Below are 24,316 nucleotides of genomic sequence, written 5' to 3'. Positions count from 1 at the left end.
CACCCCGGCGGGGACGACATCGGGGTGACGCGAAACTCACACCGGGCGGGCGTCGTCGCCTGAGTCACGGTCCTGCGTGTCACGGTCGGTGGGGTCCACGCCGGCGTCGAGGGCGTCCCACAGGACACGTCCGGAGTCGGGGTTGTCCTCCAGGTCCTTCTCCACGCCCTCGCGGCGGGCCTCGGGGGTCTCGTACTTGCTGTGGCCGGACCGCGCGGCACCCGGCTTCATCGCCAGCAGCACACCGCCGACCACGCCGAGTGCCGCCGAGACCAGGAAGAGCACCACGGGCCAGGTGTGCACCTGGCCGTCGAGCACCACGGCCCATTCGGAGATCTGCACGGGGTCGGACTCGCGCTGCGTACCCGCGCCACTGACCAGCAGCGCCTGCGCGCGTTCCAGGTCCGGGTCGCCGGAGAGCAGGTTCACCGCGGCGAAGCCGGCGGCGGCGGCCAGCAGTGCGGAGATGCCGCCGAGGATCCGTCGGGCCAGGGGCTGCAGCGCCATGGACAGGATCACTGCGGCGAGCATCGCCAGGGCCAGCGGGGTGCCGGCGGCGTCCCACACCGAGCCGATGATGTTCTTGACGGACTCGCCGCTCTTGTCGTCCTCGACCGTGACGGTCAGCCAGGTCATCTGGCCGGCACCCCACAGCCCGGCGGCACCGAGCACGGTCAGCAGCAGGGCCAGGCCGCGTCCTCCGAGGCGCTTCACCGTGCCACGTCCTGCATGGTCTCGGCGGCGGCGACGGCGCGCAGCACCGCCAGGGCCTTGTTCCGGGTCTCCTCGTCCTCGGCGTCGGGGTCGGAGTCGGCGACGATGCCGCCGCCGGCCTGCACGTAGACGGTGCCGTCCTTGTAGAGGCCGGTGCGGATGGCGATGGCCTGGTCGGCGTTGCCGGAGAAGTCGAAGTATCCCACGGTCCCACCGTAGACACCTCGTCGTGTGTCCTCCAGTTGGTCGATGATGCCCAGGGCAGAGGGCTTCGGTGCGCCGGACAGCGTGCCGGCCGGGAAGGTCGCGACGAAGGCGTCGAGGGCGGTCTTGCCCTCGGCGAGCCGTCCGCTGACCCCGGAGACCAGGTGCATGATCGCGCTGTAGCGCTCCACGTGGCGGAAGTCGTGGACCTCCACGGTGCCCGGGGTGCACACCCGGCCCACGTCGTTGCGGCCGAGGTCCACGAGCATCAGGTGCTCGGAGTTCTCCTTCTCGTCGTTGACGAGTTCTTTCTCCAGCAGCTCGTCCTGCTCGTAGCTGGCGCCGCGCGGCCGGGACCCGGCGATCGGGAAGGTGGTCACCCGGCCGTCGGAGACCTGCACCAGCGACTCCGGCGAGGAGCCGATGATCTGGAAGGCGGTCTCGGTGAAGGAGTCGTCCGGCACGTTGAGCAGGAACATGTAGGGGCTGGGGTTGGATACCCGCAGCATGCGGTAGACGTCCACGCCCGGCACGTCGGTGTCGAGTTCGAAGCGCTGCGACAGGACGATCTGGAAGGCGTCGCCGGCGCGGATGTGCTCCTTGCACGTCTCGATGCGGGCCTTGTGGTCGTCGAGGGCGCGCTGCCGGCGCGGCTGCGGTGCCGGTGTGCTGAACGTCGCCGAGGGCAGGTGTTCGCCGGACGCCAGGCGCCGCGCCATCTCGTCGACGCGCGCGACGGCGTCGTCGTAGGCCGCGTCGACGCGGTCATCGGAACCGTCCCAGTTCACCGCGTTGGCGATGAGCCAGATGGTGCCCTCGTGGTGGTCCATGACCGCCAGGGTGTCGGCGAGCAGCTGCACCATGTCGGGAACCTGCAGGTCGTCGGTGCAGGTGTCGGGGATGTCCTCGATGTAGCGGATCACGTCGTGACCCATGTAACCCACCAGGCCGGAGGTCAGGGTGGGCAGTCCGGGCACCGGGTCGGTGTGCAGCAGCTCCAGACTCTCCCGGATCACCGCCAGCGGGTCGGAGCCCTCCGGCACACCTGCCGGCGGGGTGCCGATCCAGTGCACGTCGCCGTCCTTGGCGGTCAGCGCGCAGCGCGCGCCGGTGCCGATGAAGGAGTGGCGTGACCAGGACTGCCCCGGTGCCGCGGACTCCAGCAGGAAGGTGCCGGGACGTCCGCCGGCGAGCTTGGTGTAGGCGCTCATCGCGCTCTCGCCGTCGGCGAGGACCTTGCGCGCGACCGGGACGACCCGGTTGCGCGCGGCCAGGCGGCGGAAGGTCGCCCGGTCGGTGATCGTGTAGGGGTCGGCGGTGTCGTACTCAGTCATCTGCAGGTCTTTCAGTTTGGAGCAGCCGGTCGGCGTCGAAGCAGGTGTGGTCCCCGGTGTGGCAGGCGCCGCCGGTCTGGTCGACGGTCAGCAGGACGGTGTCGCCGTCGCAGTCGAGGCGCACGTCGTGGACGTACTGGGTGTGTCCGGAGGTCTCCCCCTTCACCCAGTACTCCCCGCGGGAGCGCGACCAGTAGGTCGCCTTGCGGGTGGCGAGGGTGTGCGCCAGCGCGTGGTCGTCCATCCAGGCGAGCATCAGGACGTCGCCGGTTCCGTGCTCCTGCACGACCGCGGCGACCAGTCCGGACGCGTCGCGCTTGAGCCGTGCGGCCACGTCTGCGTCGAGCCCGACGGCCCGGACGTCCTCGTTGCTGGTCAGCGCGCTCACCGGCGCACCTCGATCCCCTGCTCCGCCATGGCGTCCTTGACCTCGCCGATGGCGATGTCGCCGAAGTGGAATACGGACGCGGCGAGCACGGCGTCGGCACCCGCCTGCACGGCGGGCGGGAAGTCCTCGACGCGTCCTGCCCCGCCGGAGGCGATGACCGGGATGGTCACCGCGGCGCGCACCCGGGCGAGCAGGTCGAGGTCGAAGCCGTCGCGGGTGCCGTCGGCGTCCATGGAGTTCAGCAGGATCTCCCCGACACCGAGCTCCTGGCCGCGCACGGCCCACTCCACCGCGTCGATGCCGGCGGAACGCGAGCCGCCGTGGGTGGTGACCTCGAATCCGCTGGGCTGGGGGTCCCCGTCGGCGGGCACGCGGCGCGCGTCGACGGACAGCACGATGCACTGGGCGCCGAAACGGGCGGAGAGCTCACTGAGCAGTTCGGGACGACTGATCGCCGAGGTGTTCACCGACACCTTGTCCGCGCCGGCGCGCAGCAGCTGGTTGACGTCCTCCTCCGAGCGCACCCCGCCACCGACGGTGAGCGGGATGAACACCTGGTCGGCGGTGCGGCGGACCACGTCGAGCATGGTGCCACGGCCGTCCTTCGAGGCGGACACGTCGAGGAAGGTCAGTTCGTCTGCGCCCTCGGCGTCGTAGCGTGCGGCGAGTTCCACGGGGTCGCCGGCGTCGCGCAGGTTCAGGAAGTTGACCCCCTTGACCACGCGGCCGTCGTCGACGTCCAGACACGGGATGACCCGTACAGCGACACTCATCGGATGCTCACCTTATTCCTCCCCGGTCCATGATCTCCTGGGCGTTGCGTGCGGCGGTGCCGATCGGCACCGAACGGATGTGGTCGAGCAGGATGGAGTGCACCTCCGGCTCGCCGGCCACCAGGCCGGAAACACCGGGGCGCCACGGGTCACCGTTGAAGTCGGTGACCACCCCACCCGCCTCGCGGACGAGCAGCAGGCCGGCGGCGTTGTCCCACAGGTTGGGGCTGAACGTCACCGTGCCGCCGAAGATGCCGGCGGCGGTGAACGCCAGGTCGATGCCGCACGAGCCGGTGACGCGCATGCGCGGATACGTCCGGCCGATGGCGTTGAGCATGTCCTGACGGTACGAGATCGGCAGGTTGCCGCGGCGCTGCGACAGGATCGAGCCGAAGCTGATCTGCGTGATGCCCGGGTTCGACGGCAGCATCGGACGCGCGGGGTGCCCGTCGACGTAGAGCCCGTGGCCCTTGCGCGCGGTGATGCGCTGGCCGAGCAGCGGCATCTCGGTGACCGCGACCACGGCCTCACCCTTGTGCACGAGGGCGACGAGGATGCAGCAGAACGGGTTGCCCACCGCGTAGTTGGCGGTGCCGTCGATCGGGTCGACGACCCAGCAGGTCTCGGGCAGCTCGTCGAGGCCGGGGTTCTTGTCCGCGTCGGCGCGGCTGAGCGACTCGCCGCGTTCCGGGGACGCGGGGCTGTCTTTCCTGTCGCTCCTGTCGCGGCGCGGCCCGTCGAGGTCGTCGGCCATGCCGTCGTTCGGGTTGACCTCCACCGGTTCGCCGGGGAGCACGACCCCGTACTCCTCGCCGTGCACGGGCAGACCCGTGTAGCTGGTCAGCAGGTGACGCAGCTGGCGTTCCACGCTGAGGTCGGCCTCGGTGGCGAAGTCGCCCGGGCTCTTCATCACCGAGGGCTCGGCGCCGACGGCGGCGGAGAACGTCGCCTCCGCCTCGTCGACCGCGGCCTCGGCGATGGCCAGCAGCGCGCGGGTGTCGATCTCGTCGGTCTGGACCGTCTCGTCGCTGCCGTCACTCACCGGGCACCGCCTGGGCCTCTTCCCTGGTGACCGCGAGGGCCTCCTCGAGGGTGAACTTGTTGGCGTACAGGGCCTTGCCCACGATGGCGGAGTCCACGCCCTCGTCCGCCACGCCGGCCAGGGCGCGGATGTCGTCGAGGCTGGAGATTCCGCCGGAGGCGACGACCGGGGCGGAGGTGGCGGCGGCCACGTCGCGCAGCAGGTCGATGTTCGGGCCGTTGAGCATCCCGTCACGCGAGACGTCGGTGACCACGAACCGCGAGCAGCCCTGGGAGTCCAGGCGTTCCAGGACCTCCCACAGGTCGCCGCCGTCGGAGACCCAGCCGCGCCCGCGCAGCCGCCACTCGCCGTCGACCTGGCGGGTGTCCAGGCCGATGGCGACCCGGTCACCGTGCTCGGCGATGATCTTCTCGCACCACTCCGGGTTCTCCAGGGCGGCGGTGCCGATGTTGACCCGGCGGCAGCCGGTCGACAGGGCACGCTCCAGGGAGGCGTCGTCGCGGATACCGCCGGAGAGCTCCACCTTCACGTCGAGCCGTCCGATGACCTCGTTGAGCAGGTCGAAGTTGCTCCCCTTGCCGAAGGCGGCGTCCAGGTCCACGAGGTGGACCCACTCGGCACCGGCGTTCTGCCAGGCCAGGGCCGCGTCCAGCGGTGCACCGTAGCTGGTCTCGGAGCCGGCGGCCCCCTGGACGAGGCGTACGGCCTGTCCATCGGCGACGTCGACGGCGGGGAGCAGGGTGAGGGTCATGAGAAGTATCCTATCGCGTGGTTCAGGGTGCTGGTGGTGGTCTGACTGGACGTCACAGGGTGGCGAGCCAGTTGCGCAGCAACCGGGCTCCGGCCTCCCCGGACTTCTCCGGGTGGAACTGGGTGGCCCACAGCGGGCCGTTCTCGACGGCGGCGACGAACCTGCAGTCCTCGTGGGTGGACCAGGTCACCGACGGTGCCACGGTGTGCCCGTCGGTCTCCAGTTCCCAGGAGCGCGCACCGTAGGAGTGCACGAAGTAGTAGCGTTCGTCGGCGGCGGCGCCGGCGAACATCCGAGAGTCGGCGGGGGCGTCGACGGTGTTCCAGCCCATGTGCGGCAGGACGGACGCCTCCAGACGGCTCACCGTGCCCGGCCACTCGCCGCAGCCCTCGGCCCCGCTGCCGTCCAGCCCGCCGCCCTCGACCCCGCGGTCGAACAGGACCTGCATGCCCACGCAGATGCCCAGGACGGGACGTCCCCCGGCGAGCCGCTCCCCGATCATCCGGGGACCGTGCACGGCGCGCAGCCCGGTCATGCACGCCGAGTAGTTGCCGACGCCCGGCACGAGCAGACCGTCGGCGGCGAGGACGGTGTCCGGGTCCGCGGTGACCGTGACCTGCGCGCCGGCGTGCTCCAGCGCCCGCTGCGCCGAGCGCAGGTTGCCGGAACCGTAGTCCAGGAGCGCGACCGTGGGAGCTGCTTTTTCCACCATGTGCAGAGATCCTACAAGGCCGCGGGTCTCAGGATCCGCCCCGGGTACGCAAGCTACGCAGGCGTGTGCGGACGTTCTGGTGCTCGGTGACGCGGGAGCGTCCCAACACACGGTCGCCGGCCAGCGTGGCGGTGCCGACACCGACCAGTCCGGCGCCGACGAGGAAGGCCCCGCCGTAGCCGGTGGAGGTCGCCGTGACACCCAGCACCGTGGACCCGGCACCCGTGCCAGAGTCGAAGCCGATGTTCCACATCGCCGAGGCCTCGGACACCCGCTCCTTGGGCATGCGAGAGAACATCATCAGCAGGGTCTCGGACTGGATCGCACCGAAGCCGAGGCCGAACACCGCCGCGGCACCCAGGGCGCCGGCGATGAGCGCCGCCCCGACCGGGGCGGTGTGGATCAGCGTGGACATCGCCAGCATGCCGCCGACGCAGAACAGTGAGGCGGCCACGACCAGTCGTCCCGGCTCGCCCATGCGGTCGGCCCACCAGCCGGAGATGGTGCGGCCCAGGATCTGGCCGGCGCCGATCACGGCCAGCGTGACGCCGGCCAGGGTGGCGGCCGCCGAGGCGTCGATCCCGCCCACGGCGGGGGCGGTGAAGGTGGAGAAGGCGCCGAAGCCCATCGCCCCGGTGCACAGTCCCACGATCGGCACCAGCACGAGCTTCCACAGCGGGGCGCGCACGGTGGCCGGCGCATCAGACGCATCAGACGCCGAGGACGCATCGGACGCCGCAGCGTCCTTCCGCACGCTCGCCGCGCGCAGCGACGGGATGCCGAGTGCACCGGCACCGCCGACCACCCCGCACGCCACGGCGACGAGGAAGACCACGTCGCCGGCGGCGGTGTAGAGCGGCAGGCCGACGGTGAATCCGATGATCTCGCCGACGCCGATCGAGGCGCCGAAGAAGGCGTTCGCCCGGCCGAGCTGCTGCGCCGGCACGAGTTCGGCGAGCAGCGCCGACTGCGCCACGGTGACCGCGCCGAAGCCCACGCCGCGCACCGCGGAGACCGCAAGCACCAGCCAGGACCCGGCGTCGATGAGGTAGAGCGCCGACGGAACGCCCAGCAGCACCGCACCGCAGAACATCACCGGGACGTAGCCCCACCGGCGCAGCAGGCGCGGCACGAAGACCTGGGTGATCACCGTCGCCGCCATGAAGATGCCGGTGGACAGGCCCGCCAGCGAGTCGCCGTATCCGGCGTCGAGCATGGCCACCGGGATGACCGGCAGCAGCATCGACCAGCCGAGGAAGGCGCAGAACACGCTCAGCAGCATCAGGGGCACGCCCCTGACCTTCAGAACGCTCACAGCGTGCCCTTGGTGGACGGCACCCCCGTCACCCGCGGGTCCGGCTCGACCGCCGCGCGCAGCGCCCGGGCGACCGCCTTGTACTCCGCCTCGGTGATGTGGTGCGGGTCGCGGCCGTAGAGGCAGCGCACGTGCAGGGCGATGCGGGCGTTGAAGGCCAGCGTCTCGAAGAAGTGCTCGTTGATCACGGTGGCGTAGTGCCCGCCGATCACGGTGGTCAGCATGGTCTCCGGTTCACCGGTGCCCACGAAGTAGGGGCGCCCGGAGACGTCCACCACCGCGTGCGCGAGGGTCTCGTCCATGGGGATGTGGGAGTCGGCGAAGCGGCGGATGCCCTTCTTGTCGCCGAGGGCCTCGTTGATCGCCTGGCCGAGCACGATGGCGGTGTCCTCGACGGTGTGGTGGGCGTCGACCTCGGTGTCGCCGTCGGCGTGCACGGTCAGGTCGAAGCACCCGTGGGAGCCGAAGGCGGTGAGCATGTGGTCGAAGAAGGGCAGGCCGGTGGCGATGTCGGTCGTCCCGGTCCCGTCGAGGTTGATCTCGACGGTGATCGAGGACTCCTTCGTGGTGCGTTCGATGCGGCTGGTTCTCACGTGAAATCTCCGATGATCGTTGCGGCGGCGGCGAGGAAGGCGTCGTTCTCCTGCGGGAGCCCGACCGTCATCCTCAGGTGGCCGGGGACCCCGACGTCGCGGATCAGCACGTCGCGGTCGAGGAAGCGCTGCCAGACGTCGTGGGCCGAGGAACTGGTGCCGGAGCCGGTACCGGGCAGCGTGAAGAAGATGAAGTTGGACTCGCTGGGCACCACACCGTAACCCAGTTCCACGAGTGCGGCGACGACCCGGTCGCGTTCGCCACGCAGGGCGTCGACGGTGGCCAGGGTCTCGTCGCTGTGGCGCAGGGCGACGGTCGCCGCCGCCTGCGACAGCGTGGAGAGGTGGTACGGCAGGCGCACCAGCATCACCGCCTCGATGAAGGCGGGGTCGGCGACGAAGTAGCCCAGGCGTCCGCCGGCGAAGTCGAAGGCCTTCGACATGGTGCGCGACACCACCAGGCTGGACGGGTACTCGGCGATCAGCGCGGTGGCGCTGGGTTCGGCGGAGAACTCCGCGTAGGCCTCGTCGACGATGACGATGCCGGGAGCGGCGTCCAGGATGCGGCGCAGGTCGGCCACGCTGGTGACCCCGCCGGTGGGGTTGTTCGGCGTGGTGACGAAGACGATGTCGGGACGGTTCTCCTCGATGGTGCGCACCGCGGCGTCGACGTCGATGCCGAAGTCCACCGCGCTGCGCGGCAGCTCGAGGAACTCGGTCTGCGTGCCGGCGGCGAGGATCGGGTGCATCGAGTAGCTCGGGGTGAACCCGAGCACGCTGCGCCCGGGTCCGCCGAAGGCCTGCAGCAGTTGCTGGAGGATCTCGTTGGACCCGTTGGCGGCCCACACGTTGTCCACCCCGACCGTGACGCCGGTCTGCCGGGTCACGTAGGACGCCAGCTCCCGGCGCAGCTCCACGCTGTCGCGTTCCGGGTAGCGGTTGAGGGTGGACGCCAGGCGGCGGACCTCGGCGACGAGGTCCTCGACGAGGCCCTCGCTGGGCGGGTACGGGTTCTCGTTGGTGTTGAGCTGGTTGGTCACGCTGAGCTGCGGGGCACCGTAGGCGGACTTGCCCTGCAGTTCAGGCCGCAGCGGCAGGTCGGACAGGGTGATCGGGGCGGCGTTGTCAGTCATCTAACGTTCCTCGCTCTCGAACCTCGCACGCACGGCCTCACCGTGGGCGGGCAGCTGCTCGGCGTCGGCCAGGGCGGTCACCGTGTCGGCGACCTCCTTGAGCGCGCCACGGTCGTAGCTGATCACGTCGACGTGCTTGAGGAAGGTGTGGGTCGACAGGCCCGAGGAGTGCCGGGCGGTGCCGGAGGTGGGCAGCACGTGGTTGGACCCGGCGGCGTAGTCGCCGAGCGGCACCGGCGCGTAGTGGCCCACGAACACGGCCCCGGCGTTGGTGATCCGGGCGGCCACGGCCGCGGAGTCGGAGGTCTGGACCTCCAGGTGCTCGGCCGCGTAGGCGTCGGCCACACGGACGGACTCGTCGAGGCTGTCGGTGAGGATGATGCCGGACTGCTCGCCGGTCAGCGCCTCGGCGACCCGGTCGGCGTTGAGGGTGACCTGGTAGCGGGCCTCGATCTCGCGGTCCACGGCGTCGGCCAGTTCCACGGAGTCGGTGATCAGCACGGAGGCTGCCATCACGTCGTGCTCGGCCTGGCTGATGAGGTCGTAGGCCACGGCGACGGGGTCGGCGGTGGAGTCGGCAAGAACGGCGATCTCGGTGGGTCCGGCCTCGGAGTCGATGCCGACCACCGAGCGGCACAGCCGCTTGGCGGCGGTGACGAAGATGTTGCCGGGCCCGGTGATCATGTCGACCGGCTCGAGATCCGGATCGGTTGCATCACCGTAGGCCATCAGGGCGACTGCCTGGCCACCGCCGACGGCCCACACCTCGTCCACACCGAGCAGCGCACAGGCGGCGAGCACGGTGGGGTGCGGCCAGCCGCCGAAGTCGGCCTGCGGCGGTGAGGACACCACGAGGCTGCCGACGCCGGCCTCCTGGGCTGGCACGACGTTCATGATCACCGAGGACGGGTACACGGCGTTGCCGCCGGGCACGTAGAGCCCGACGCGGTTGACCGGGATCCAGCGTTCGGAGACCACGCCGCCGGGGGCGACCTCGACCGAGGCGTCCTGCGGCTTCTGGGCGCCGTGGAAGGCGCGCACGCGCCGGACGGCCTCTCGCAGGGCGTCGGTGACCTTCGGGTCGAGGTCGCGCAGGGCGGCGGCGATGACGTCCTCCGGCACGCGCACCGACGGCGGTCGGACGTGGTCGAAGGTCTCCCCGTACTCCAGGGCGGCCTCGGCTCCGCGGTCGCGGACTGCCTCGACCACCGGTGTCACCGCGGGGAGAACATGGTCGATGTCGGTGCCGCCGCGCGGCAGGATTCGACGGAGTTCGGCGGTGGAGGGGGTCTGGCCCCTCAGGTCCAGGCGCGAGAGCATGGCGTGGGATCGTCTCCAGGGTCGGTGAACGGGTAACGTGTTGTGATTCTAGCCCGTTACCGCACCGAGGAAAGGACGGAGGGTCACCGCCGGTGTCCTCACACCCGCTACCGCTCGTCGACCTGCTGCAGGCGTCCGTCGCCGCCACGTCCGCCGGCGACCACGCCACCAGCTGGCGTCTCACGAGCCAGTTCGGCACCCGCCACTGGCTCGCCGATCCTGCGACAGACCTGCCGCAGGACGCCCCGGCGCACCTGCGCACCGAGTTCCACGTCCTGCGCGCCGCCGTCGCCGACCGCCTGGAGCTGCACGAGGAGTCCGCCGAGGCGGTCATGCAGTGGCGGCGCCTGGCCCGCGAGACCGGTGACGACGCCTCCTCCGTCCTCGCCGACTCCGCGTTGTGCCTGGTGGCGATGGTCGTGGAGTCCGACGGGGTGGACCTGGCCGACCTGCCGCCGGCCGCCCGCCTGCTCGACGACCTGCACGCCTCGATCCTCGCCTTTCGTCCCGACGCCGACGGACCCACCCTCGGGGAGGACGCCTCGATCACCGGGGCCACCCTGCCGCGCCACCAGGCCACGTGCCTGTCGTTGGCCGCGATGGGTGGGCTGACCTGCGCGACGTCGCTGGCGACGCCGGAGACCGCGCCACTGCGCCCGGTGTTCCGCGAACTCGCCGACCGTTTCACCGTCAACGGCGCCTCGGCCGGCGACCGCGAGCTCACCCGCGCCCAGCAGCTGCACGCCGAAGGCGAGGTGGAGGCCGCCGTCGCCGTGGCCACCACGATGCTGGCGTCCGACTCGCCCACCACCCGCTACGAGGCCCACGACCTGCTCGGCTACTTCGCCCTCACCGAGGACGACAACGACACGGTCCTGGAGCACTGGCGCCAGTGCGCCGAGATCGCCCTGGAGCTCGGCGCGCCCCTGGAGGGCATGCACCGGGCGGAGCAGGCCTGCCAGCTGCTCAACGCCGACGGCGACTACGCCGCCGCCCACGACCTGGCCGTGCGCGTCGACGAGGCTGCCGCCGGGGCACCGGTCTCCCCCGCCGTGCTGAACCTGCGTGCCGTGCGCGCCCGCGCCGCGATCGGCGTGGGCAACCTGGAGGAGGGACTCGCCCTGGCCGTGGCGACGGCCGACTGGTCGATGTTCTCCCCCGACACCGAACGCACCCTGGCCTGTCTCACCATGGCGTGCGTTGCCGCCTCGACCTCGGGGCAGCACGTGGTGACCGCGAACCTGCTGGAGCGCAGCTGCACGCTCTACCGCGAACTCGACCGCCCGTTGGCCGCGGCGCAGGCGCTGCGTACCGCCGCCCGCGAGCACCTCAACGTCGGTGACACCTCACGCGCCGTGGAGATGATGGAACGCTCCCGCCGGATACTGGAGGGCTCCGACGGGCTCGCCGACGACCCGATGTTCTCCTGGCACCTGGGTGACTGGAACGAGGACATGTCGGCGATCTGGGAGGACGCCGGCCGCGAGGACCTCGCCCTGGAGTACGCCACGCGTGCCGCCCGGTCCTTCACCGACGCCCGGGACCACAGCAGTGCGGCGATGAACTGGGTCGCCGCGGCGTCGCTGCACCTGGAACTCGGCCAGAACTCCTCCTGCGACGTGGCCCTGGACCGCGCCCACGGAGAGCTCCTGATGGTGCCGGAGGAGACCGGCGTCGAGGACGACGGGTTCGGGGAGGCTGACCCGGACGATGACCCGCAATATGACCTGCAGGATGCCGGCGACGAGGGGTCCGTCTGGCAGGCCTACCGCCAGCTACGGCAGCTGCGCGAGAGCTGACGTCAGCTGACCTGCCCTACCGCTCGAAGGCGGTGTCCGGGGCGAACAGCGAGCACGTCCAGTAGACGACCGCCGCTGCCGCCGGTGCGGCGAGGAACCCGGCCGCCCCGGTGACCCGGGACACGATGGTGAAGTCCTGACCCGGGCTGAGGCTGTCGGCGAGTCCGGCGGTGATCTCCGTGCCGTGCAGGGTCTCTGCCAGCCAGTTGCCGAAGAGCAGGAACACCCCGGCGCCGAGGAAGGCGAGCACGATCACGGCGATCATCATCACCGGGCCGCGCAGCCGGGGCGAGCGCCAGAACGACCAGCCGGCCAGCAGTGCGCCGAGCAGGCCGGTCGCCGCGGCGAAGACGGCGAAGGAGAGGAACGGGGCACCGGACGTCGCCGGGTCGACCTCGGCCGCGCCGGTGTCGGTGATCACCGCGGTGACCGCGGGACGCCACCATCCCCACAGAAGTCCGGAAATGCTGAAGACAGCCAGGAAGACCGTGAGGGTCTTCGCCGACTGTCCGATCAGTGTTCGACGGGATGACGTCATGCGGTGCTGCAGGTCTTCCACTGCCCGTCTTCGCGGACGTAGACCGCGGGTGAGGTCTGGCGCTGGCCCGCCATCTCCGCGTCGACGTTGGCGGTGGCGCGGTCACCGTTGACCTGGATGTCGTTGACCCCGTGGACGACGGGCAGGCTCGTGCCCTGGTCGGACATCACCTTGCTGGCCAGGGTGTTCTCCGACTGCCGCTCCAGGTCCTGCAGGATGGCGTCACGTCCACCGACCTGCTCCAGGTCCGCCGCACACGAGGTGTCGACGACCATGCGCTGGTACTCGCCCCAGGGCTTGTCCTCGCCGAGGCCCCGGGCCACGGCGGTGATCTGCGCGGCGTCGTCCTGACCTGCGGGGGCACCGGCGGCGTTGTTGCCGCCGCCCTGGGCGTTCACGCCGTCCTGGTTGTCCTCCGGGGCGGGCTCGGTGCCGTCCTGGTTCCCGGCACCTGCGTCCTCGGAGCCCTCGGCCCCGGCGTCCTCGGCGCTCTCGGACCCCTCAGGGTTCTCGGAGGAGGCCGCGGCGCTGCTGGAGCTCGTGGCGCTCGACGAACTGCTGGCCGTGCCGGACGCGCTGGTTGACGCCTCGTCGGCATCGTCGTCCGAGCCGCAGGCGGACAGGCCCAGCGTCGTCGCCAGTGTTACGGCGACGGCGCCGGTGAGGACCGCCCTGGTGATTCCCGGCCGGCGGCCAGACACCCGTGGTGACATGAAAGGTTCCCTTCTCGCACTCGTACTACAGCTACGACCCTACAACGTCGCCCGTCACCGGAACGTTAGCCGCACTCCCCCGGATCATCACACCGGATCGTTACACTGGGTGGGGTGCAGCTCAACCGCGACCGAATCCACGCCGCCGCCTTCGACATCCTCTCCGAGTACGGCCTCGGGGACCTCACGATGAGGCGACTGGCCAAGACCCTCGAGGTCGCCCCCGGTGCCCTGTACTGGCACTACCCCAGCAAGCAGGAGTTGCTCGGCGGGATCGCGGAGCGGATCCTGCTGGGCACCGAACAGCCGCAGGACGCCGGGGAGGACGCTGCGACGTCCGGCTGGCGTCCGCGCACCTACGCCGCCGCGGCGGGTGTGCTCGAAGGGTTGCTGGCGGTACGCGACGGCGCCGAGGTCGTCGCCGCCGCCCTGGCGGCGGGCACCACCGCCCACGACCCCGCCGACACCCTCGCCGCCGCACTGCAGGGTTCCCCGGCACAGGACTGTGAGCTGACCGGCTGGGTGCTGTCGCGCTACCTGCTGGGTGCGGCGACGGACCTGCAGACCGCCGAGGCCGCAGGCGGTTCGCCCCGTCCGGTGTCGCAGGTACTCTCCGGGGTCGACCTCGTCCTCGACGGCGCCGCCAACTAGGATCGGACGCCATGAGCACCACGGCAGCAGCGCACACGGTCACCGCACACGGGGCGGACGTCACGGTCGACGGCGACGGGGTCCGCGTCCGCAGGACACCGATGGGCCAGACCCTGCTGCCGCCCGAACTCGCCGAGTTGACCGTGGCTCCGGCGGACCTGCGCGGCTGGTACCACCACGCTCCGACGGCGAGTTCCCCCGGCTGGATCCAGTTCTCGCTGGCGACCGCGCCGGCGAACGCCGCGCTGCGGCCGGTGCGCGGTTTCCCCGCGACGCGCGGGGCGTCCGACGTGGTGGTCTTCGCCCCCGGGCAGCAGGAGGAGTTCGCCACGGTGCACCAGCTGCTGACGAACCTGCAGTCGGGCCAGCCCCTGGAGACCGTGCCCGAGACGCCCGCCGAGCCGGTGGAGAAGCCGGCCGAGAAACCGGCCGAGACCTCCGCCGGGAAGCCGGCCTCGACGAGCTCGACAAGTTCTTCCGCCCCGCAGCAGACGTGGAAGCGCGTCGCCACCCCGGACACCGTCCCGGAGGCGAATGCCTCAGCGGACGCCAACGGCCCCGTCTTCGGCCAGAACGTGACCGTCACCGGCGACTTCGCCCCCTACGAGAAGGGTGAGGTGTGGGACATGATCGCCGCGGCCGGCGGGACGGTCGGAAAGAACGTCACCAAGAAGACCACACTGCTGGTCATCGGCGAGTGGGGCTCGGTGACCAGCAAGGAGAAGCGCGCCCGCGAGCTCAAGGACAAGGGCCAGGAGATCTCCCTGTGGAGCTTCGACGAGTTCCTCTCCGCGCTGGGCAAGCCGCGGCGCCCGGATCTCGACGAGGTGAAGGGAACCTCCGCGCCGTTCTAGGAGTCCCTCTACCGGTATGAGCCGGAAACTCCACCTCCACACCGTCACCACCACCGGGCACGACCCTTTCGACCCCTTCGACCCCACCGCCCCGCTGAGCGTCCCCCTGGGCGGCGGCCTGGTCGCCGTGGTGCACGACGGGCCCACCCCACTCACCGTGGCCGACCTGAGCGTGCACCGCAGCAGCGCGGCCCTGCTGTGGCAGCAGGCCGCCACGGACATGCTCGGCGTCCTGGGCGACCTCACCGCCGTGCACGGCACCGCCCTGCGCCACCGCGACGACGGAGGGGGCGTGCGCGAGATCGCGGTCATCGGCGCCCCCTTCCCCGCCGCCGGGCTGATCGCCCACCCCCTGCTCGCGATCCCGACGCACCGCATCCTGTGCGGGGACGACCACCACCTCTCCACTGCGGTCTCCTTCCACGTCACCGCCGACCAACGCCTGTTCGTCTCCTCGGGACCGACACCCTCGGTACCGTGCACCGGCCCGATCGACGTCTCGGCCGGACACTGCAAGGCGCTAGAGTCGGTGCCATGAAAGATTCCGCCGTCCTGCACGACTTCGACTCCTGGCTCGCCGGGCACCCCACGGTGGTGCCGGACATCCAGAAGGTCCTCTCCGACGAGCTCTCGGACGCGGGCCTGGCCTTCGACCAGGTGTCGGTGCGCATCAAGGACCGTGGGAGCTACCTGGCGAAGATCCACGACCCCGCCCACCCCGACTACCAGGACTTCGAGTCCGCGTACGACGTGCTCGGGGTGCGTGTCACCGTGTACACGACCTCCGACATCGTCCTGCTGGTGGAGGTGATGCGAAGCCTGTTCGACGTCGTCTCGGTCACCGACAAGGCGGCGCAGACCGCGGTGCGCGGCGAGTTCGGCTACGCCTCCTCCCACGTGATCGCCCGGGTCAGCGGGCGGCGGCTGCCCACCCTCACCGACGGCACCGACCTGGACGGCAGGTTGATCGAGATCCAGGTGCGCACCGTGCTGCAGCACGCGTGGGCGGAGTTCGAGCACGACGTGCGCTACAAGAACCCCGGCCACGAACTCAGCCCGGAGGTGCACCGCGCGTTCACGCTGGCGGCGGGGCTGATCGAACTGGCCGACCAGCAGTTCGACAACGTCGCGCGCGCCACCAGCGTCGAGGAGGCCCCCGACGAGTCCGGGGACACCGCGGACACCGAACTCACCGCCACGATGCTGCCCGGTGTGCTCACCATGCTGGTCGGCGGCGGCTACCCGATGTCGAAGGCCGAGTACTACCGCTTCGCCGTGGACATGCTCGCGGCCAACGGTGTCACCACCATCGGCGAACTCAGCGTCCTGTGTTCCCCGGAGGCACTGGCCGGGCTCCAGGAGACGATGGGCTACGACTACCCGCCCGGTCAGGTACGCCTGATCGACGACCTGCTGCTGTACACCTACGGCCGTGACCACATCCGCCGCACCGTGCACATCGGCGACCACGCGTCCTCGCGTCCGGGCCGGCTGGGCAACCGGTGGCAGCGTATGGGTCAGCGCCCGCGCAGCTGATCGATCTGGCGGCGCTCACGTTTGGTGGGCCGTCCGGTACCCCGGTCACGCCGCGGGATGGACGCCAGCACCTCCTTCGACGGCGGTGGTGGTGAGTGGTCCACGTAGCACTGCCGGGCGTGTGGGGCGCCGACGCGTTTGCTCACGAGCTCGGCGACCTCCACGACGTACTCGCGGTGGTTCACCCGGGCGCGCACGGTGTCGCCCACCGCGACGGTCTGCGCGGGTTTCACCGCCGCGTCGTTGACCTTCACGTGCCCGGCACGGCAGGCGTCAGCGGCGGCGGAGCGGGTCTTGTACAGCCTCACGGACCACACCCACGCGTCGATCCGGGCCACCGCTCACCACTCGTCCTTGTGGTTGAGCACCTCGCGGACCTTCACCGCGTTCCAGCCCAGCACGACCAGGGCGACGATGGCGATGACGAGGAAGAAGGTGGTCGCCGTGGTCAGCACGGCCAGCACCCCTCCGGCGACCGCGATGCCCCCGGACACCTGGATCGACCGCGACCGCTTTCGGACGTCGGCCTTACGACGGGCAACGGGATTGTCGGAGTTGTTGTCCATGGTCATACCTGGAGTCTACCCCCGTTCACCGGGCTTGGACGTCGTCCCAGCGAGACCCGTCGCGTACAACTTCCAGCGTCCCACCTGAAATTTCGCTGACAATCCCGCCCGGGTCCTCCCCGGCCGCGACGGTGAGCGTGAGCGTGACCGTCGCGGAGTAGGACGCCGCGACGTCCAGCCCCCGCGCCCGCAGCTCCGCCTCGACGCGTCCTGCCTCGGCGTGGTCGACGTCCAGCGTCCACACGTCGCGCGGTTCCCGGCGTAGCACGCTGACCCGCTCCAGCACCGCGCGCGTGGCGTCCTGGTAGGCGCGCACCAGTCCGCCGGTGCCGAGCTTGACCCCGCCGAAGTAGCGCACGACCACCACGGCGACGTCCTGCAGGCCCGAACCACGCAGCACCTCGAGCATCGGCTGGCCGGCGGTGCCGGCGGGTTCGCCGTCGTCGCTGGAACGTTCCACCGGGTTGGCGCCGTCGACGTGCAGGACGTAGGCGCTGCAGTGGTGACGGGCGTCGGTGTAGGCCGCACGGACCTCGGCGAGGAAGTCCCGGGCGTCGGCCTCGTCGGTGACGCGGGCGGCACAGGCGATGAAGCGGGAGCGCTTGACCTCCGTCTCCGCGACGGGCCGGTCGGTTCCGGGGCGCAGGTAGGCCGGGGTGGGGGCGGCACTCACCCGAGCACGCCGGCCCAGGTCGACGCCTTCAGGTCCCCCATCAGCGAGGACGTGCGCGCCACCCGCAGGTCCGCGGGCAGCATGTACTGCAGCTCCTCCGTGCCGTCGAAGAGGGTGAGGTAGACGTCCGAGTCGCCCTTGTTGTTGTGCAGCACGCCCTTGAGGCGGTCCATGTTGTCCGGGGTGCACTGGTCGATGCGCATGCGCAGACGCAGGGGGACGCCGGCCCCGGCGCCGACGGAGAGCTCTGCGGGCTTGAGGTCGTTGCAGAACAGGCTGGTGCGGTCGTCGCGGATGCTGACCTCGGCCTGGGCGAGGATGATGTTGTCCTCGGCGATCATCGGGGCGACCATCGCGTAGGTCCGGGAGAAGCACAGCAGCTCGATCTGCGCACCGTGCTGGTCCTCGATCGTCACGATGGCCCAGGGGTTGCCCTTCTTGTCCACGCGGCGGTCCACGCTGGAGATGATGCCGCCGACCTTGATGGCCCGCTTGTCCGGCAGTTCGCCGGAGATCACCGTGGTCAGGGGCGTGTCGATCTGGGAGTCCAGGGACGCCTCGAACCCGTCCAGCGGGTGGCCCGAGACGTAGAGCCCGAGCATCTCGCGTTCCAGGGTGAGCTCGTGCTTGCGCTCCCAGTGCTGGTCGGGGACGTCGACCTTGAAGGCGTCGTCCTCCACCGCGTCGAGCCCGGAGAACAGGTCGTACTGGCCGCGCGCGGCGGCCTTCTTCGTGGAGGTCACCGAGTCGACGGCGTCCTCGAAGACCAGCATCAGGCCCTTGCGCGGGTGGCCGAGCGAATCGAAGGCACCGGCCTTGATCAACGACTCGGTGACACGCTTGTTGCAGGCGGTGGCGTCGATCTTGTCGAGGTAGTCGGAGAAGTCCTGGAAGGGGGTCTTCTCCTTGCGCGTCGCCACGATCGAGTCGACGACGTCCTCACCGACGTTGCGCACCGCGCCCAGCCCGAAGCGGATGTCCTGGCCGACGGGCTTGAAGGTGTAGTCGGACTCGTTGACGTCCGGCGAGAGCACGTTGATGCCCAGGTGGCGGCAGTCCGCGAGGTAGATCGCCGACTTGTCCTTCTTGTCCGCCACCGAGGTCAGCAGGGCCGCCATGTACTCGGCGGTGTAGTGCTCCTTGAGGTAGGCGGTCCAGAAGCTGACCAGGCCGTAGCCGGCGGCGTGCGACTTGTTGAACGCGTAGCCGGCGAAGGGCAGGATCGTGTCCCACAGGGTCTTGATCGCGGCGTCGGAGAAGCCGTTCGACTTCATCCCGGCCTCGAAGTTCTCGAACTCCTTGGCCAGCACCTCGGGCTTCTTCTTGCCCATGGCCTTACGGAACCCGTCGGCCTGACCGGCGGTGTAGTTCGCGACCTTCTGGGAGATCCTCATGATCTGCTCCTGGTACACGATCAGACCGTAGGTCTCCTCGAGGATGTCCTGGAGCGCCTCGGCGAGCTCCGGGTGGATCGGCTCGATGGGCTTGCGCCCGTTCTTGCGGTCGGCGTAGTCCCAGTGCGCGCCGACACCCATCGGCCCCGGACGGTAGAGCGCCAGGGCGGCGACGATGTCGTTGAAGCCGGTCGGGCGCATACGCTTCAGCAGCTCCTGCATGCCGCCGGAGTCGAGCTGGAAGATGCCGAGGGTGTCGCCGCGGGCCAGCAGTTCATAGGACTGCGGGTCGTCGGTGGTCAGGCCCTCGAGGTCGAGGTCCTCGTCCCGGTTCTTCTTGATGTTCTCGATGCAGTCGCCGATGACGGTGAGGTTGCGCAGCCCCAGGAAGTCCATCTTCAGTAGGCCGATGGCCTCACAGGCCGGGTAGGGCCAGCCGGTGATGATCGCGCCGTCCTGCTGACGCTTCCACATCGGGATGTGGTCGAGCAGCGGGACGGACGCCATGATCACCGCGCAGGCGTGCACGCCGGCCTGGCGCACCACGCCCTCCAGACCGAGGGCGTCGTCGTAGATCTCCTTGACCACCGGGTCGGTCTCGATGAGGGTGCGGATCTCCGCGGCCTCCTGGTAGCGGTCGTGGTTGGGGTCCATGATGCCGGACAGGGGGATGTCCTTGGCCGCCTGCGCCGGGGGCAGGGTCTTGGTGATGCGGTCGGCGATCTGGAAACCGGGCTGGCCGTGGTGGGCGCGCGCGGCGTCCTTCAGCGCCTGCTTGGTCTTCACCGTGCCGAAGGTGATCACCTGGGCGACCTTGTCCTGGCCCCAGTTGTCCGCGGCGTAGCGGATCATCTCGCCACGACGGCGGTCGTCGAAGTCGATGTCGATATCGGGTGCGGACGGACGCTCCGGGTTGAGGAAGCGCTCGAACATCAGCCCGTGGTCGATGGGGTCGATGTTGGTGATCGTCAGCGCGTAGGCCACCAGGGCGCCGGCGGCGGAACCACGGCCCGGCCCCACGCGGATGCCGATGGAGCGGGCGTGCTTGATCAGGTCGGCGACGACGAGGAAGTAGGACGGGTAGCCCTTCATGTCGATGACGTCGATCTCGTAGTCGGCCCGGTCGAGGTACTCCTTGGGGACCTCACCGCCGTTGAAACGCTCGACCAGGCCGAGCTGGACCTCGTGGCGCAGCCAGGTGGTGGGCGTGTGGCCCTCGGGGACGTCGTAGTTCGGCATGCGGTCGTGGGTGTGCTCCTCCCACAGCTCGCCGTAGTCCTGGACGCGCTCGGCGATCCAGAGGGTGTTGTCGCAGCCGTCGGGCACGATCGGGTCCCAGTAGTTGCGCAGTTCCTCGGCGGGCTTGATGTAGTAGCCGTCGCCGGAGAAGGCGAAGCGACGCCCGCCCTCGTCCAGGGTCGGCTCGTCCATCGTGGCACCGGTCTGCACGCACAGCATGACCTCGTGCGGCTTGGCCTGCTTCTGCAGGACGTAGTGGCAGTCGTTGGTGACCAGCGGCGGAAGGTCCAGCTTGCGGCCGATCTCCAGGAGCTCGTCGCGGACGCGCTTCTCGATCTCCAGGCCGTGGTCCATCAGCTCGAGGAAGTAGTTGTCTCGGCCGTAGATGTCCTGCCACATCGCCGCGGCCTCCAGGGCCTTGTCGAACTGGCCCAGACGCAGGCGGGTCTGCACGTCGCCGGACGGGCAGCCGGTGGTGGCGATGATCCCGTCGGCGTGCTCGGCGACGATCTCGGCGTCCATCCGCGGGTACTTCGAGACCTGCCCCTCGTAGCTGGCCAGGGAGGACAGTCGGAAGAGGTTGCGCAGCCCGGTGGCGTTCTCCGCCATCATGGTCTGGTGCAGGTAGTAGCCGCCGCCGGCGACGTCGTTGCGCTTCTGGTCGGGCTCGCCCCAGCGCACCCGGTCCTTGATCAGGCGGGACTCCGGCGCCATGTAGCACTCGATGCCGATGATGGGTTTGATGCCGGCACCGGTCATCGCCCGGTAGAAGGCGTCGGAGCCGAACATGTTGCCGTGGTCGGTCATGCCCACCGCGGGCATGCCCTGCCGCGACACCTCTTCGGCGAGCAGGTCCACCTTCGCCATCCCGTCGAGCATGGAGTACTCGGTGTGATTGTGCAGGTGGACGAAGGAGGACTTCTTCATGCGGGTCAGTCTACCGGCGGTGGCAAGTCGGGCGACCGGGAGATCGGGGTGCACCGGACGTCCCCGCGGCGCCATACCGTGCTACACGTGCCATACGGTGCTGTACCTTGCTCCGGTGTGCAGCTCCCCGTCAGGAAGAACTCCGGGAACAGATTCCGGCCGACTCCTACAGGCACAGCCCGCCGCTCACGCCACGGTGACACAGCAGGGTGCGCTCCACCTTCTCGGCCGCGTAGCTCCCGTCGTTCTCCCCGACGGTCACGAACAGTCGCTCCCCGGCCTGGGCATCGTCCTTCATCCCGGTGACGTCCACCCGGTAGAACGGTTCACCGGCGTAGTCCGGCGTGGTCAGCAGGACGTGGTCCGCCATGCTCGCCGCCTGCCGACCGACCGTCTCCACCACGGCCTGTTCACTGTCCCCGGTCACGTCCCGGTAGTCGTCGGTGACGTCCGTGGTCGCGGCGAAATGGTAGAGGTGTGCGCTCGGCATCCAGCCGGCGGCACCGTCCACCCGCACCTGCGCCCAGAAGCCCTCGTCGGGGTCCTGGGTGTTGTTCCACTCCCGGCCGGCGAGTTCCACGGCCCCGAGCCGGTCGACCTCCTCGACCTGCGCGCCGGTGGACGAAGGGACGTCCCGCACGATGATCGGCTCCTCCTCGGACTCCAGGCCGGCGACGCCGACCTCCTGGCCGGCGGTGGAGAAGTAGGCCTCGACCTCTTCGCCGGGCACCTCGGCAGGGGTCCCGGTGGGAGTCACACTGGGCGTGGCAGGCTCGGCGACGGTCTCCGTGACGGTGGCTGTCGCCGTGACGGTGCCTGACGGCTCCGAGCCGTCCTGTCCCCCGTCCTCCCTGGACGAGGCGCAGGCGGCGAGCAACAGCACCGTCGTGGCCAGGGTCGCCGCCCCGGTTCCACGGATGCGCATCAGGCAGTCACCTCCATCTCCATGTCGTACACACCCCAATACTAGTTCCCGGCGCGCCTGCACCCCACAGATCCGACGAAACGACGGTCAGTGACCGTCTGCGCAGTTCACGGCCCCGGACTCCGAAGCACTCGAACCACCCCACAGCACCGAGACTCCCGGAGAGAACCCCTACAGGTCCAGCCCGATGTCCAGGGCCGTCACCGAGTGGGTCAGCGCCCCCACGGCGAGCGAGTCCACACCGGCGGCCGCGTAGTCGCCGGCCCTGTCCAGGGTCAGCCCGCCGGAGGACTCCAGCAGCACACCCGGCGCGATCTCGTCGCGCAGCCGCACCGCGGACACGGTGGTCGGCACGTCGAAGTTGTCGAGCAGGACCTGCTGCGGCGGCAGGTCCAGGCCCAGCACCTCACGCAGCTGCTCCAGGTCGTCGACCTCCACCTCGCACCACAGGGCGGTGTCCTCGGCACGTACCGCCCGGTAGGCGGCGACCACTCCCCCTCCGGCGACCACGTGGTTGTCCTTGACCATGGCCTGGTCGGAGAGGTTATAGCGGTGCGGTGTGCCACCACCGTGGACCACGGCGCGTTTCTGCAGCAGACGCAGCCCCGGCAGGGTCTTGCGCGAGTCACGTACGGCCACCCCGTCGCGGGCGGCGGCCACGGCGTCCACCCAGGCGGCGGTGTGGGTGGCCACCCCGGAGGCGTGGGAGAGCACGTTGAGCACGGAGCGCTCCAGCTGCAGGATCGCCCGGACCGGTCCCTCCAGCACGCCGACCACGTCACCGGGAGCCACGCGGGCACCGTTGGCCAGGGCGTCCTGCAGTTCCACGCGTCCGCCGAGCACGGGGTTGGACGCCCCGGCGTCCAGCACGGCGCGCACGGCGTCGGTGCCGGAGATCACGCCGGGGACACGGGCGATGAGGCGTGCGCTGCCCTGCAGGTCCTGCGGGACGGTGGCCAGGGTGGTGGCGTCACCGGCGGCGATGTCCTCCTGCAGTGCCGCCCACGCCAGGGAGGAGAACAGGGAGGGGTCGCCGTCGAGGGTGCCGAGGTCGGTCGTCGGTAGCAGTGCTCTCGCGTCGCTCATTCGCCTCCTCCCGGGGTGCCGACGGAGATCATCCGCTCCACGGCGAGGCGGGCCTGCGCGGCCACGTCCTCGTCCACGTCGACCTCGTCGGTGCCCAGGGCGAGGCAGCGCAGCAGGGCCGCGGGGGTGATCATCTTCATGTAGGGGCAGGAGGCACGTTCGTTGACGGGGGCGAAGTCCACGTCGGGGGCCACGCCCTTGAGCTGGTGGAGCATGCCGACCTCGGTGGCGACGAGGACCTTGCCGCGTCCGGCGGCCGCGGCGTCCTGCGCGCTGGTGAGCATCTCCCCGGTGGAGAGCATGTGCACCCTCCCCGGGTCGATCACGCCTTCGCCGGCGAGGTAGATCGCCGAGTTGGCGCAGCCGCACTCGGGGTGGATGAACAGGTCGGCGTCCGGGTTCTCCTCGGCGCGGCGGGCGAGTTCGGGCCCGGAGATGCCCGCGTGGACGTGGCACTCCCCGGCCCAGACGTGGATGTTGTCGCGCCCGGTCTGCCGGCGCACGTGCGCGCCGAGGAACTGGTCCGGGCCGAAGAGGATCTCGCGGTCCTCCGGCAACCCGGCGACCACGTCCACGGCGTTGGAGCTGGTGCAGCACACGTCGGTGAGGCCCTTCACTGCGGCGGTGGTGTTGATGTAGCTCACGACCAGGGCGTCGGGGTGCTCGGACCTCCACTCGGCGAGTTCCTCGACGCTCAGCGAGTCCGCCAGGGAGCAGCCGGCCTCGGCGTCGGGGATCAGCACGGTCTTGTCCGGGGAGAGGATCTTGGCGGTCTCGGCCATGAAGTGCACGCCGCAGAAGACGATCACCTCGGCGTCGGTCTGCGCGGCGATACGCGACAGCGCCAGGGAGTCTCCGGTGTAGTCGGCGATGTCCTGGATCTCGGGGAGTTCGTAGTTGTGGGCCAGGATCACCGCGTTGCGCTCCTGCTTGAGGCGGGTGATCTCGGCGACCCACGCGGCGTCCCCGGCGAGTCCCTCCCACCGCCCGATGTTGCCTTCAGGACCGGTGTGCCCCGGCGCCCGGAAGACCCGCTCCAACAGCGGACTCCCGAATTGTTCAACACTCGTCACAGTCATGTCCGGTGATGATATCCGAAACCGGCACACGCCGGGGGGTTTCGCGACGTATCCTCA

25 protein-coding genes are annotated in these 24,316 nt (G+C 70.4%); 5 read left to right on the top strand and 20 right to left on the bottom strand.

Features of this window, described 5'->3' with window-relative positions; genetic code table 11:
- Positions 1–36: 36 nt before the first annotated feature.
- The 11 genes from ACT3TD_RS04720 to hisD are packed head-to-tail and all read right to left on the bottom strand — an operon-like array spanning position 37 to position 10,279.
- The gene (locus ACT3TD_RS04720) at positions 37–714 is read right to left on the bottom strand and encodes a TIGR02234 family membrane protein (protein ID WP_301441702.1); all 678 of its coding nucleotides are present in this window, start codon (positions 712–714) and stop codon (positions 37–39) included.
- Positions 711–2,252, bottom strand: coding sequence for an anthranilate synthase component I (locus tag ACT3TD_RS04715; protein ID WP_301441703.1), 1,542 nt, complete (start codon positions 2,250–2,252; stop codon positions 711–713). Before ACT3TD_RS04715 ends, ACT3TD_RS04720 begins: the two co-directional genes overlap by 4 nt.
- The gene (gene hisI / locus ACT3TD_RS04710; RefSeq protein ID WP_301441717.1) at positions 2,245–2,631 is read right to left on the bottom strand and encodes a phosphoribosyl-AMP cyclohydrolase; all 387 of its coding nucleotides are present in this window, start codon (positions 2,629–2,631) and stop codon (positions 2,245–2,247) included. Before hisI ends, ACT3TD_RS04715 begins: the two co-directional genes overlap by 8 nt.
- Positions 2,632–2,636: 5 nt before the next feature.
- Positions 2,637–3,413 (bottom strand): imidazole glycerol phosphate synthase subunit HisF, encoded by a 777-nt coding sequence (gene hisF / locus ACT3TD_RS04705; protein WP_301441704.1) that lies wholly within the window; start codon positions 3,411–3,413, stop codon positions 2,637–2,639.
- Between the two features lie 7 nt (positions 3,414–3,420).
- Positions 3,421–4,455, bottom strand: coding sequence for an inositol monophosphatase family protein (locus tag ACT3TD_RS04700; protein WP_441579363.1), 1,035 nt, complete (start codon positions 4,453–4,455; stop codon positions 3,421–3,423).
- Positions 4,448–5,206, bottom strand: coding sequence for a bifunctional 1-(5-phosphoribosyl)-5-((5-phosphoribosylamino)methylideneamino)imidazole-4-carboxamide isomerase/phosphoribosylanthranilate isomerase PriA (priA, locus tag ACT3TD_RS04695; RefSeq protein WP_301441706.1), 759 nt, complete (start codon positions 5,204–5,206; stop codon positions 4,448–4,450). The genes ACT3TD_RS04700 and priA overlap by 8 nt, the downstream gene beginning before the upstream one ends.
- Before the next feature lie 52 nt (positions 5,207–5,258).
- Positions 5,259–5,918 (bottom strand): imidazole glycerol phosphate synthase subunit HisH, encoded by a 660-nt coding sequence (hisH, locus tag ACT3TD_RS04690; RefSeq protein WP_301441707.1) that lies wholly within the window; start codon positions 5,916–5,918, stop codon positions 5,259–5,261.
- 28 nt (positions 5,919–5,946) lie between these two features.
- Positions 5,947–7,200, bottom strand: coding sequence for an MFS transporter (locus tag ACT3TD_RS04685; protein WP_441579366.1), 1,254 nt, complete (start codon positions 7,198–7,200; stop codon positions 5,947–5,949).
- 29 nt (positions 7,201–7,229) lie between these two features.
- On the bottom strand, positions 7,230–7,826 hold the full coding sequence (gene hisB, locus ACT3TD_RS04680; RefSeq protein ID WP_441579362.1) for an imidazoleglycerol-phosphate dehydratase HisB: 597 nt from the start codon (positions 7,824–7,826) through the stop codon (positions 7,230–7,232).
- A complete protein-coding gene (locus ACT3TD_RS04675) occupies positions 7,823–8,959 on the bottom strand; it encodes a histidinol-phosphate transaminase (protein WP_301441710.1) in 1,137 nt (378 codons plus the stop codon). The genes hisB and ACT3TD_RS04675 overlap by 4 nt, the downstream gene beginning before the upstream one ends.
- Positions 8,960–10,279: a histidinol dehydrogenase gene (hisD, locus tag ACT3TD_RS04670; RefSeq protein ID WP_301441711.1), complete on the bottom strand. Its 1,320-nt coding sequence runs from the start codon at positions 10,277–10,279 to the stop codon at positions 8,960–8,962. It abuts the gene before it with no gap.
- Between the two features lie 92 nt (positions 10,280–10,371).
- Here hisD and ACT3TD_RS04665 point away from each other — a divergent pair, with 92 nt between their 5' ends.
- Positions 10,372–12,078: a hypothetical protein gene (locus ACT3TD_RS04665; protein WP_301441712.1), complete on the top strand. Its 1,707-nt coding sequence runs from the start codon at positions 10,372–10,374 to the stop codon at positions 12,076–12,078.
- A gap of 16 nt (positions 12,079–12,094) precedes the next feature.
- On the opposite strand, the gene ACT3TD_RS04660 is transcribed toward ACT3TD_RS04665, so the two are convergent.
- Positions 12,095–12,616, bottom strand: coding sequence for a hypothetical protein (locus tag ACT3TD_RS04660; RefSeq protein WP_301441713.1), 522 nt, complete (start codon positions 12,614–12,616; stop codon positions 12,095–12,097).
- Positions 12,613–13,329: an Rv0361 family membrane protein gene (locus ACT3TD_RS04655; RefSeq protein ID WP_301441714.1), complete on the bottom strand. Its 717-nt coding sequence runs from the start codon at positions 13,327–13,329 to the stop codon at positions 12,613–12,615. The genes ACT3TD_RS04660 and ACT3TD_RS04655 overlap by 4 nt, the downstream gene beginning before the upstream one ends.
- A 114-nt stretch (positions 13,330–13,443) precedes the next feature.
- Between ACT3TD_RS04655 and ACT3TD_RS04650 the strand changes: the two genes are divergently transcribed.
- Genes ACT3TD_RS04650 through ACT3TD_RS04635 form a run of 4 tightly spaced genes read left to right on the top strand, consistent with a single transcriptional unit; the run spans position 13,444 to position 16,370 of the window.
- Complete coding sequence (locus ACT3TD_RS04650) at positions 13,444–13,980, top strand: TetR/AcrR family transcriptional regulator (RefSeq protein ID WP_441579808.1); 537 nt, start codon at positions 13,444–13,446, stop codon at positions 13,978–13,980.
- 11 nt (positions 13,981–13,991) lie between these two features.
- On the top strand, positions 13,992–14,834 hold the full coding sequence (locus tag ACT3TD_RS04645; protein WP_441579809.1) for a BRCT domain-containing protein: 843 nt from the start codon (positions 13,992–13,994) through the stop codon (positions 14,832–14,834).
- Positions 14,835–14,850: 16 nt separating this feature from the next.
- Positions 14,851–15,372 (top strand): hypothetical protein, encoded by a 522-nt coding sequence (locus ACT3TD_RS04640; protein WP_441579810.1) that lies wholly within the window; start codon positions 14,851–14,853, stop codon positions 15,370–15,372.
- On the top strand, positions 15,369–16,370 hold the full coding sequence (locus ACT3TD_RS04635) for a GTP pyrophosphokinase (RefSeq protein WP_301443705.1): 1,002 nt from the start codon (positions 15,369–15,371) through the stop codon (positions 16,368–16,370). Before ACT3TD_RS04640 ends, ACT3TD_RS04635 begins: the two co-directional genes overlap by 4 nt.
- On the opposite strand, the gene ACT3TD_RS04630 is transcribed toward ACT3TD_RS04635, so the two are convergent.
- From ACT3TD_RS04630 to nadA, 7 genes are all read right to left on the bottom strand, one after another.
- Complete coding sequence (locus ACT3TD_RS04630) at positions 16,352–16,708, bottom strand: RNA-binding S4 domain-containing protein (protein ID WP_301443706.1); 357 nt, start codon at positions 16,706–16,708, stop codon at positions 16,352–16,354. The genes ACT3TD_RS04635 and ACT3TD_RS04630 overlap by 19 nt on opposite strands.
- Positions 16,709–16,711: 3 nt before the next feature.
- Positions 16,712–16,942 (bottom strand): hypothetical protein, encoded by a 231-nt coding sequence (locus ACT3TD_RS04625; protein ID WP_301443707.1) that lies wholly within the window; start codon positions 16,940–16,942, stop codon positions 16,712–16,714.
- Positions 16,943–16,961: 19 nt separating this feature from the next.
- Positions 16,962–17,609, bottom strand: a complete 648-nt coding sequence (locus ACT3TD_RS04620) for an IMPACT family protein (protein WP_301443708.1) — start codon at positions 17,607–17,609, stop codon at positions 16,962–16,964.
- Entirely contained in the window at positions 17,606–21,169 is a 3,564-nt protein-coding gene (gene dnaE / locus ACT3TD_RS04615) for a DNA polymerase III subunit alpha (RefSeq protein ID WP_441582051.1), read from the bottom strand. Before dnaE ends, ACT3TD_RS04620 begins: the two co-directional genes overlap by 4 nt.
- A gap of 166 nt (positions 21,170–21,335) precedes the next feature.
- The gene (locus tag ACT3TD_RS04610; RefSeq protein ID WP_444614823.1) at positions 21,336–22,094 is read right to left on the bottom strand and encodes a hypothetical protein; all 759 of its coding nucleotides are present in this window, start codon (positions 22,092–22,094) and stop codon (positions 21,336–21,338) included.
- A gap of 171 nt (positions 22,095–22,265) precedes the next feature.
- Entirely contained in the window at positions 22,266–23,180 is a 915-nt protein-coding gene (nadC, locus tag ACT3TD_RS04605; RefSeq protein ID WP_301444063.1) for a carboxylating nicotinate-nucleotide diphosphorylase, read from the bottom strand.
- Positions 23,177–24,259 carry a quinolinate synthase NadA gene (gene nadA / locus ACT3TD_RS04600; protein ID WP_441579927.1) on the bottom strand — a complete coding sequence of 361 codons (1,083 nt, stop codon included), beginning with the start codon at positions 24,257–24,259 and terminating at the stop codon, positions 23,177–23,179. The genes nadC and nadA overlap by 4 nt, the downstream gene beginning before the upstream one ends.
- Between the last annotated feature and the right edge of the window lie 57 nt (positions 24,260–24,316).

The organism is Corynebacterium sp. AOP36-E1-14 (genome assembly GCF_052377495.1).
Lineage (GTDB): Bacteria > Actinomycetota > Actinomycetes > Mycobacteriales > Mycobacteriaceae > Corynebacterium.
Note: the sequence above shows the minus strand (reverse complement) of the source record. Positions and strands in the feature narration are given on the sequence as shown.